Raw genomic sequence first — 9366 nt, 5'->3', positions numbered from 1 at the left:
ACCATCGGCGCGGGCGAGAACCCGGCCCTGTCGGAATGGGTCGAGGACAAGATGGCCGAGAGCGATCGTCCGGAGCTGACCTCGGCGAAGATCGTCGTCTCGGGCGGCCGCGGCGTCGGCTCGGAAGAGGATTTCGCGCTGATCGAGAAGCTCGCCGACAAGCTCGGCGCCGCCGTGGGCGCCTCGCGCGCCGCAGTGGATTCGGGCTTTGCGCCGAACGACTGGCAGGTCGGCCAGACCGGCAAGGTCGTGGCACCGGACCTCTACGTTGCCGTCGGCATCTCGGGCGCCATCCAGCACCTCGCGGGCATGAAGGACTCCAAGGTGATCGTCGCGATCAACAAGGACGAAGAGGCGCCGATCTTCCAGGTCGCCGACTTCGGCCTCGTCGCCGACCTCTTCGAGGCCGTGCCGGAACTCACCGACAAGGTCTGAGCCGCCTAGGCACCCGCAAACCACCGGAAAGACAGATGAGCCACATACAGCAGAATTACATCGCGGGACGCTGGCAGGCCGGGGACGGCGTGACCGAGAACCGCAATCCCGCGCAACCGGACGACCTCATCGGGCTCTACGCCAGAGCCGGCCGCGAGACCGTGACCGCGGCGATCGATGCCGCCGCAGAGGCGCAGCCTGCCTGGGCCGCCGCCTCGCCGCAGGTCCGCGCCGATGTGCTGAGCCGAGCCGGCGATATCATCCTCGCCCGCCGCGAAGAAATCGCACGGCTGCTCACCCGCGAAGAGGGCAAGACCCTGCCCGAAGCGCTTGGCGAGGTCACCCGCGCCGGCCACATCTTCCAGTTCTTCGGCGGCGAGGCACTGCGTCTTGGCGGCCAGAAGATCGCTTCGACCCGCGCCGGCTGCGAGGTTGACGTGACGCGCGAACCGCTCGGCGTGGTCGGGCTGATCACCCCGTGGAACTTTCCCATCGCGATCCCCGCCTGGAAAAGCGCCCCGGCGCTCGCGGCGGGCAATGCGGTGGTGCTGAAACCGGCCGAGATCACGCCGGCCTGCGCCCATGTGATGGCGATGGTCCTCGAGGAGGCGGGCTGCCCGGCGGGCGTGTTCAACCTCGTGATGGGCTCGGGCTCGCAGATCGGCGACGTGCTCGTCAAGGATCCGCGCATTGCCGCGGTCTCCTTCACCGGTTCGGAGCGGGTCGGGCGGGTCATCGCCCGCGGCTGCGCCGAAGGCATGAAAAAGGTGCAGCTCGAGATGGGCGGCAAGAACCCGATGGTAGTGCTCGACGATGCCGATCTCGATCTGGCGGTCGAGGCCAGTCTCAACGGAGCCTTCTATGCCACCGGCCAGCGCTGCACCGCCTCGTCGCGGCTGATCGTGCAGGACGGCATCCACGACGCCTTTGTCGAGCGGCTCGAGGCGCGCCGCGCCACACTGGTGGTCGGCGACCCGCTGGAGCCTCAGACGCAGATCGGCCCGGTGGTGTCCGAGGCGCAGCTGCAGGGCAACCTCGACTACGCCCGGCTTGCGGGAGAAGAGGGCTGCGAGGTGCTGGGCGGCGCACGGCTGGACCGGCCCGGGCACTTCCAGGCGCCTGCCCTCTTTCTCGGCGCGACAAACGACATGCGCAGCAGCCGCGAGGAAATCTTTGGCCCCTGTGCCTCGGTCATCAGGGTCGGCGATTTCGACGAGGCGCTGGCCACCGCGAACGACACGCGTTTCGGCCTGTCTTCGGGCATCTGCACCGGCTCCCTGAAGCATGCCACGGCATTCCGCCAGAGGTCGCAGGCAGGGATGGTGATGGTGAACCTGCCCACCGCCGGCGTCGATCACCATGTCCCCTTCGGCGGTCGCAAGGCGTCGAGCCTCGGCAGCCGCGAGCAGGGGCCGATGGCGATGGAATTCTATACCGCCGTCAAGACCGCCTACAGCTTCGCGGGCTGACACCGGCCGCTGACGGCGGCGCAACCCGCCCCCCCCTTGGCCAGCGCGCTGACGCGCCCATGCCCTCGGAACTCCCGGCGCGGGGCCTGACTGGGCCCCGCGCCGGCGGAGATTCCGTGGCGCGGGTGCGGTCCCTGCGACAGCCGCTGCGAGAAGCAGAGGTGCTGCCCTCCCCTGCACGCCAAGGCGTTCCCGCAAGCGCCCGGCTTCAACAAGGATAACTTGCCGATGACTGCCTTTTCTTGATTTTGCGGTCTCCACCCGGCGGGCATCATCATGATGAACAGAAAGGGGACCCGGATGCGGACCGCACTCGTCACAGGAGCCACGCGCGGCACGGGCCGTGTCCTTGCCACCATGCTGGCTGACGCGGGCTGGCGTGTCCACGCTCTGGGGCGCGACCGGCTGGTGCTGGACGAGCTGCGCGCCAGCCACGGTATCATGCCGATGCATGCCGACCTGACCGACCGCGACCAGCTGCGCGCCCTCACCGATGAGCTCGAAGTCGATGCACTGGTCCACGCGGCGCTGCGCCTGCCCGACACCCCCGGTTTCACCGAGCTGACCGAGGCCGAGATCGACATGGCGCTCGAAGTGAACCTTTCGGCGACACTGCATCTCAGCCACGCGCTGCTGGACGGGCTCACCGCTCGGCGCGGCGACCTGGTCATCGCGCTCCCCGAAGGCGCCGGCCTGCTGCCCCGCACGCTGGCCGCCGCCCTGACCGAATTCGCCGCCGGCCTTACCGCCGAGCTGCCGGCAGACGCTCCGCAGGTTCACACCCTGCCCTGCGGCCCGACCCCAGAGGCCGCCGCCAGACGGCTCCGGATGATGCTCGCGGCGCAATCCACACCCGAAAGAACGAGGAATTCCGCAAAATGATCCGCAACGGAGGACAGCTTCTTGTCGAGAGCCTGATGGCCCTCGGAGCGACCAAGAGCTTCGGCGTGCCCGGCGAGAGCTATCTTGCCGTGCTCGACGCCCTGCATGACACCGCTGGCAAGCTCGACTACGTGCTCTGCCGCAACGAGGGCGGTGCCAGCTTCATGGCGGCCGCCTACGGCAAGCTGACCGGCACGCCGGGTATCTGCATGGTGACCCGCGGGCCCGGCGCCACCAATGCCTCGATCGGCGTGCACACCGCGATGCAGGACAGCGCGCCGATGATCCTCTTCGTGGGCCAGGTCGGCACGGACATGAAGGGCCGCGAGGCCTTCCAGGAGGTGGATTACAAGGCGGTCTTCGGCACCATGGTCAAATGGGCCGTCGAGATCGACCTCGTGGAGCGCATCCCCGAGATCCTCTCGCGCGCCTGGACCGTCGCTCTCTCCGGTCGCCCCGGGCCGGTGGTCATCGCCCTGCCCGAGGACATGCTGACCTCGCTCACCTCCGCCGCGCCGCTCACCGGCCCGGTCGAGATCACCGAAGCCGAACCCGCCGCCTCCGCCATGACCCGCCTGCGCGACATGCTCGCCGGGGCGGAACGGCCGCTAATCCTCTACGGCGGCTGCAACTGGCGCGATGCCGGCACGGCCCCGATGCAACGCTTTGCCGAAGCGTCGGACATCCCCGTCGTGTCCGTCTTCCGCTACCAGGATCAGTTCGACAACCACTCTCCGGTATTCTGCGGCGAGGCCGGGGTCGGCATGACCCCCTCGGTCAAGAAGCTGATCGCCGAAGCCGACGTGATCGTCGCGGTGAACAACCGCTTCGGCGAGAACTCCACCGACGGCTACACACTGCTAGACGTGCCGCAGCCGAAACAGAAGATCATCCACGTCCACGCCTCGGACATCGAGATCGGCAAGGTCTACCGCCCTGCCCTCGGCATTCAGGCTGGCCCCAACGCCTTTGCCGCCGCACTCGGCGCGCTGGAGCCGGTCAAAGGCAATTGGGCAGCGTGGCGCAAGACGGGCCGCGACGCTTACGAGGCGGGATTCGAGCTGCCCGACCTGCCCTCGCCCGTCGACATGGGCAAGGTCTGCGCGCTGCTGCGCGACAAGCTTCCCGAGGATTTCATCCTGACCAACGGCGCGGGCAACTTCACCGTCTGGCCGGGCAAATTCTTCCACTACGGGCCCGCCGCGCGGCTGCTCGCGCCGCAGTCTGGCGCAATGGGCTACGGCCTTCCGGCCGCCGTTGCCGCCAAGGTCGCCTGCCCCGAGCGCACGGTCATCTGCTTCGCCGGCGACGGCGACTTCCAGATGAACTGCCAGGAACTGGCCTCGGCCATGCAGGCCGGCGCGCAGCCCATCGTGCTGGTGCTCAACAACGGGATCTATGGCACCATCCGAGCCCACCAGGAACGCCACTACCCGGCGCGCGTCTCGGGCACGACCATGGAGAACCCCGACTTCGTCACTCTCGCGAAGGCCTATGACTTCCACGCCGAGCGGGTCGAGACAACAGAGGATTTCGCCGCCGCCTTCGACCGGGCGCTCGCCTCGAAGACCGGCGCGCTACTCGAACTCAACATCTCTCCGGAGGCGCTCACGCCCCGCCAGACCCTCAGCCAGATGCGCGAGGCCGCTCTCGCAGCCCGTAAGGAACCCGCATGACCAGATCCGACATCCGCCTCGGTGCCGACATCGGCGGCACCTTCACCGACATCGCGCTGGACGTGCGCGGCACGCTCTACTCGACCAAGGTGTTGACCAACTACAGCAACCCCGAGCAGGCGATCCTCGACGGCATGGAGATCGTCTGTGCCGACGCGGGCATCGCCTTTGGTGACATTGACATCGTCATCCACGGCACCACGCTGGCCACCAATGCCCTGATCGAGCGCCGCGGCGCGCGCACGGCGCTGGTGACCACCGAGGGTTTCCGGGACGTGATCGAGATGCGGACCGAGAACCGCTTCGAGCAGTACGATCTCAATCTCAAGCTGCCGACCCCGCTGATCCCGCGCGAAGACCGCTTCGCGGTCAAGGGCCGCATGAGCGCCAAGGGCACCGAGATCCAGCCGCTCGACGAGGCGGCGCTCGAAGCGCTGGCGGACACCATCAAGGCCGAGGGTTTCGGCGCGGTCGCCATCGGCTTCATCCACTCCTACCTGAACCCCGCCCACGAAGAGCGCGCCCGCGAAATCCTGAGCGCCAAGCTCGACGTGCCGATTTCCATTTCCGCCGAGGTCTCGCCGCAGATGCGCGAGTTCGAGCGCTTCAACACAGTCTGCGCCAACGCCTACGTGCGGCCGCAGATGGCCGATTACCTCGGCCGCCTGCAGGACCGGCTGAAGGAGATGGGCGCCCGCTGCCCGGTCTTCATGATCCACTCCGGCGGCGGGCTGATCTCGGTCGAGACGGCGGCCGAGTTCCCTGTGCGCCTGGTGGAATCCGGCCCGGCGGGCGGCGCGATCTTTGCCGCCGACGTGGCGCGGCGTTTCGATCTCGACCGGGTGGTCAGCTATGACATGGGCGGCACCACCGCCAAGATCTGCCTGATCGAGGACTTCCAGCCGCAGACCGCGCGCACCTTCGAGGTCGCCCGCACCTACCGCTTCTGCAAGGGCTCGGGCATGCCGATCTCGATCCCGGTGATCGAGATGATCGAGATCGGCGCGGGCGGCGGCTCGATCGCCTGGGTCGACGCCATGGGCCGCATCCAGACCGGTCCGGAAAGCGCTGCCTCGGAACCCGGGCCTGCCTGCTACGGGCGCGGCGGGGATCGCCCCGCCATCACCGACGCCGACCTGGTGCTCGGCAAGCTCGACCCCGACAATTTCGCCGGCGGCAAGATCAAGCTCCGGACCGACGCCTCCCGCGCCGCGATCGCGCGCGACGTGGGTGACAGGCTCTCGCTCGATGCGCAGGCCGCCGCCTTCGGCATCGTCGAGGTGGTCGATGAGAACATGGCCAATGCCGCCCGCGTGCACGCGGTCGAGAACGGCAAGGCCATCGGCGAGAACATCATGATCGCCTTCGGTGGTGCCGCCCCGCTGCACGCCGCGCGCCTGTGCGAGAAGCTCGGCGTCGACCAGTGCCTCATCCCGCGCGGCGCGGGCGTGGGCTCGGCCATCGGCTTCCTCAAGGCACCCTTCGGCTACGAGGCACTGGCCTCGAAGATCATGCCGCTCTCGGGCTTCGACGCCAAGGCGCTGAACGCGCTGCTGGACGAGCTGAAGCAGACAGCCGAGAGCTTCGTGCGCGCCGGCACCGAGGGCGAGATTACCCGCGAGATCACTGCCTTCATGCGCTACGCCGGACAGGGCTGGGAGATCCCCGTAACCCTGCCCGACCGCGCCTTCACCCCCGGCGACCACTGCGGCATCGAAGCGGCCTTCAAGGAACGATACGCCCAGTTCTTCGGCCGCGCCGTCGAGGGCCCCGAGATCGAGTTCGTCACCTTCTCGGTCAAGGCGCAGGACGTCATGGCAGCGCCCGAAACCGTGGCGCTGGATACCACCGGCAAGGTCCGCGACGTCAGCCCCTGCCGCGAAGTCTTCGACCCCGCCACCGGCGCGCCGATGCAGACGCTGATCGCCGAGCGCGACACGCTGGAGCCCGGAGACCGCATCACCGGCCCCGTGGTGATCGTCGAGCGCGAGACCTCGACCATCGTCACCTCTCCCTTCGATGCCGTGATCCAGCCCGACGGCACCATCCTTCTCGTGCGGAAAGGACCGAAAGCATGAGCCAAGTCGATGAAATCCGCATGCAGGTCATGTGGAACCGCCTGATCTCGGTCGTCGAGGAACAGGCGCTCACCCTACTGCGCACCGCCTTCTCGACCTCGGTCCGCGAGGCGGGCGACCTCTCCGCCGGTGTCTTCGATCCGAAGGGCCAGATGCTGGCGCAGGCGGTGACCGGCACGCCGGGCCACGTGAACACCATGGCCGAGGCGGTGCTGCACTTCATCGCCGAGATCCCGCGCGAGCAGATGTTCCCGGGCGACACCTACGTGACCAACGACCCGTGGAAGGGCACCGGCCACCTGCATGACATCACCATGGTCTCGCCCTCCTTCAAGGGCGACGAACTGATCGGCTTCTTCGCCTGCACGGCGCATGTCGTCGACGTGGGCGGGCGCGGCTTCGGGGCGGACGGAAAGTCGGTCTACGAGGAAGGCATCCAGATCCCGATCATGAAGTTCGCCGAGCGCGGCGAGGTGAACCGCACGCTGCTCGCCATGCTGCGCGCCAACGTGCGCGAGCCGAACCAGGTGATCGGCGACTTCTACTCGCTCGCCGCCTGCAACGACGTCGGCCACAAGCGGCTGATCGAGATGCTGGACGAGGTCGGTTTCGCCAACCTAGACGAGCTGGGCAACTTCATCTTCTCGCGCACCCGCACCGCGGTCATGGAGCGTCTGGCCGATCTGCCCAAGGGCACATGGTCCAACGACATGCTCACCGACGGCTACGACACACCAATCCGGCTGGCCGCCGAGATCGAGATCGCGGACGACAAGGTGAACGTCGATTTCGCAGGCTCGGACGGCATGAGCCCCTGGGGCATCAACGTGCCGCTGATCTACACCAAGGCCTATGCCTGCTACGCGATCAAATGCGTGGTCGCGCCGGACATCCCCAACAACTCCGCCTCGCTCGCGGCCTTCGATGTCTCCTCGCCGGTCAACATCCTCAACGCCGAGCGCCCCGCGCCGGTCTCGCTGCGTCACGTCATCGGCCACATGGTGCCCGATCTCGTGCTGGGGGCGCTGGCCAAGGCGCTGCCGGGCAAGATCCTCGCCGAAGGCGCGGGTGCACTGTGGAACATCCACATCTCTGCCCGCCCCGAAAAGGGCAAGGACGGCGAGCGCGCCGAGGTGCTGATGTTTAACTCGGGCGGCATGGGCGCCCGGCCGGGGCTCGACGGGCTTTCGGCCACCGCCTTCCCCTCGGGCGTGCACACCATGCCGATCGAGGCGACCGAGCACACCGGTCCGGTGGTCATCTGGCGCAAGGAGTTGCGCCCCGACTCCGGCGGCGACGGTGAATTCCGCGGCGGCCTCGGCCAGATCATCGAGATCGGCGCCGCCGAGGGCCACGAGTTCGATTTCTCGGCCATGTTCGACCGGGTCACGCAGGCGGCGCGCGGCCGTGACGGCGGCCAGGACGGCGCGCCGGGCTCGGTGACACTCGACGACGGCACCAGACTGCGGCCCAAGGGCTGGCAGCACGTGCCCGCCGGCAAGCGGCTGATCCTCAACCTGCCCGGCGGCGGCGGCTTCGGGGCGCCCGAGACGCGCGATCCTGAGGCGCGCGAGACCGACCTGCGCAAGGGCTACCTCACCGGAGGCAAAAAATGACCCATATCGCGACCCGCCTTTCGGTGGTCAAACCCTCGGCCTCGATGGCCGTCAGCCAGGCCGCCAAGGAGCTTGCCGCCACCGGCGTCGACGTGATCGACCTCGGCCTCGGCGAGCCCGATTTCGCCGCGCCCGCCCATGTCACCGAGATCGCCTTTGCCGAAGCGCGCGCCAACCGAATGCTCTACACCGCCTCGCTCGGCACGCCGGACCTGCGCCATGCGGTCTGCGAGAAGTTCCGCCGCGAGAACGGTCTCGACTACGTCGCGGACGAGATCGCGGTTGCCAACGGTGCCAAGCAGATCATCTTCAACGCGCTGATGGCGACGGTGGACGCGGGCGACGAGCTGATCCTGCCCGCGCCCTATTTCGTTTCCTACCCAGAGATGGCGAAGCTCTTCGGCGGGGTGCCGGTCACCCCGGCCTGTCCCGCCGAAAGCGGCTTTCGCCTGACGCCCGAGGTGCTCGAGGCGGCGATCACCCCGCGCACCCGCTGGCTGTTCCTGAACATGCCGGGCAACCCCTCGGGCGCGGTCTATTCCCGCTCGCAACTCGAGGCGCTCGGCGCGGTGCTGGACCGGCACCCGCAGGTGATGATCCTGTCGGACGAGATCTACGAGCACATCACCTTCGACGGGCGCGACTTCGTCTCCTTCGGCGCGGCCTGCCCGCAGCTGCGCGACCGCACGCTGATCGTGAACGGCGTGTCCAAGGCCTATGCGATGACCGGCTGGCGGGTCGGCTACGCCGCGGGACCGCGCGACCTGATCAAGGCCATGGCGACGGTTCAGAGCCAGTCCTGCACTTCGGTCAGCGCCCCCGCGCAACGGGCCGCGCAGGCCGCGCTCGAGGGTCCGCAGGACGAAGTGCAGACCTTCCGCGAGGCGTTCGAGCGCCGCCGAGACCTCGTGGTCGAGGGCATCCGGCAGATCAACACGCTGACCCTCGACCCGCCCGAGGGCGCGTTCTATGCCTACATCGGTTGCGCCGCGCTGATCGGCGCACGCACCCCGTCTGGGACCGTGCTGGAGGATGATGTGGCGGTGACGAAATACCTGCTCGATGTCGCGCATGTCGCTGCCGTACCCGGCTCCGCCTACGGGCTTTCCCCCTATTTCCGCATCTCGACCGCGACCTCCGAGGCGCAGCTTTCCGAAGCTGTGTCCCGCATCGCGCGCGCCGTTGCCAAACTCGACCGCTGAGGCTGGAC

7 protein-coding genes are annotated in these 9366 nt (G+C 68.3%); all 7 read left to right on the top strand.

What is annotated here, in order from left to right; genetic code table 11:
* A partial coding sequence (locus tag BM397_RS18045) for an electron transfer flavoprotein subunit alpha/FixB family protein (protein ID WP_218159338.1) occupies positions 1 to 435 on the top strand: 435 nt, incomplete at its 5' end.
* A gap of 35 nt (positions 436 to 470) precedes the next feature.
* Positions 471 to 1904 carry an aldehyde dehydrogenase family protein gene (locus BM397_RS18040; RefSeq protein WP_092427463.1) on the top strand — a complete coding sequence of 478 codons (1434 nt, stop codon included), beginning with the start codon at positions 471 to 473 and terminating at the stop codon, positions 1902 to 1904.
* Between the two features lie 300 nt (positions 1905 to 2204).
* Positions 2205 to 2786, top strand: coding sequence for an SDR family NAD(P)-dependent oxidoreductase (locus BM397_RS18035; RefSeq protein ID WP_218124897.1), 582 nt, complete (start codon positions 2205 to 2207; stop codon positions 2784 to 2786).
* On the top strand, positions 2783 to 4462 hold the full coding sequence (locus tag BM397_RS18030) for a thiamine pyrophosphate-binding protein (protein WP_092427459.1): 1680 nt from the start codon (positions 2783 to 2785) through the stop codon (positions 4460 to 4462). The genes BM397_RS18035 and BM397_RS18030 overlap by 4 nt, the downstream gene beginning before the upstream one ends.
* On the top strand, positions 4459 to 6540 hold the full coding sequence (locus BM397_RS18025; protein WP_092427457.1) for a hydantoinase/oxoprolinase family protein: 2082 nt from the start codon (positions 4459 to 4461) through the stop codon (positions 6538 to 6540). The genes BM397_RS18030 and BM397_RS18025 overlap by 4 nt, the downstream gene beginning before the upstream one ends.
* Positions 6537 to 8156, top strand: coding sequence for a hydantoinase B/oxoprolinase family protein (locus tag BM397_RS18020; RefSeq protein ID WP_092427455.1), 1620 nt, complete (start codon positions 6537 to 6539; stop codon positions 8154 to 8156). Before BM397_RS18025 ends, BM397_RS18020 begins: the two co-directional genes overlap by 4 nt.
* Positions 8153 to 9358 carry a pyridoxal phosphate-dependent aminotransferase gene (locus BM397_RS18015; RefSeq protein WP_092427453.1) on the top strand — a complete coding sequence of 402 codons (1206 nt, stop codon included), beginning with the start codon at positions 8153 to 8155 and terminating at the stop codon, positions 9356 to 9358. The genes BM397_RS18020 and BM397_RS18015 overlap by 4 nt, the downstream gene beginning before the upstream one ends.
* The last annotated feature ends 8 nt before the right edge of the window (positions 9359 to 9366 follow it).

This window comes from Alloyangia pacifica (genome assembly GCF_900116195.1).
GTDB lineage: Bacteria > Pseudomonadota > Alphaproteobacteria > Rhodobacterales > Rhodobacteraceae > Salipiger > Salipiger pacificus.
This window is presented reverse-complemented; position numbering and strand designations above follow the sequence as displayed.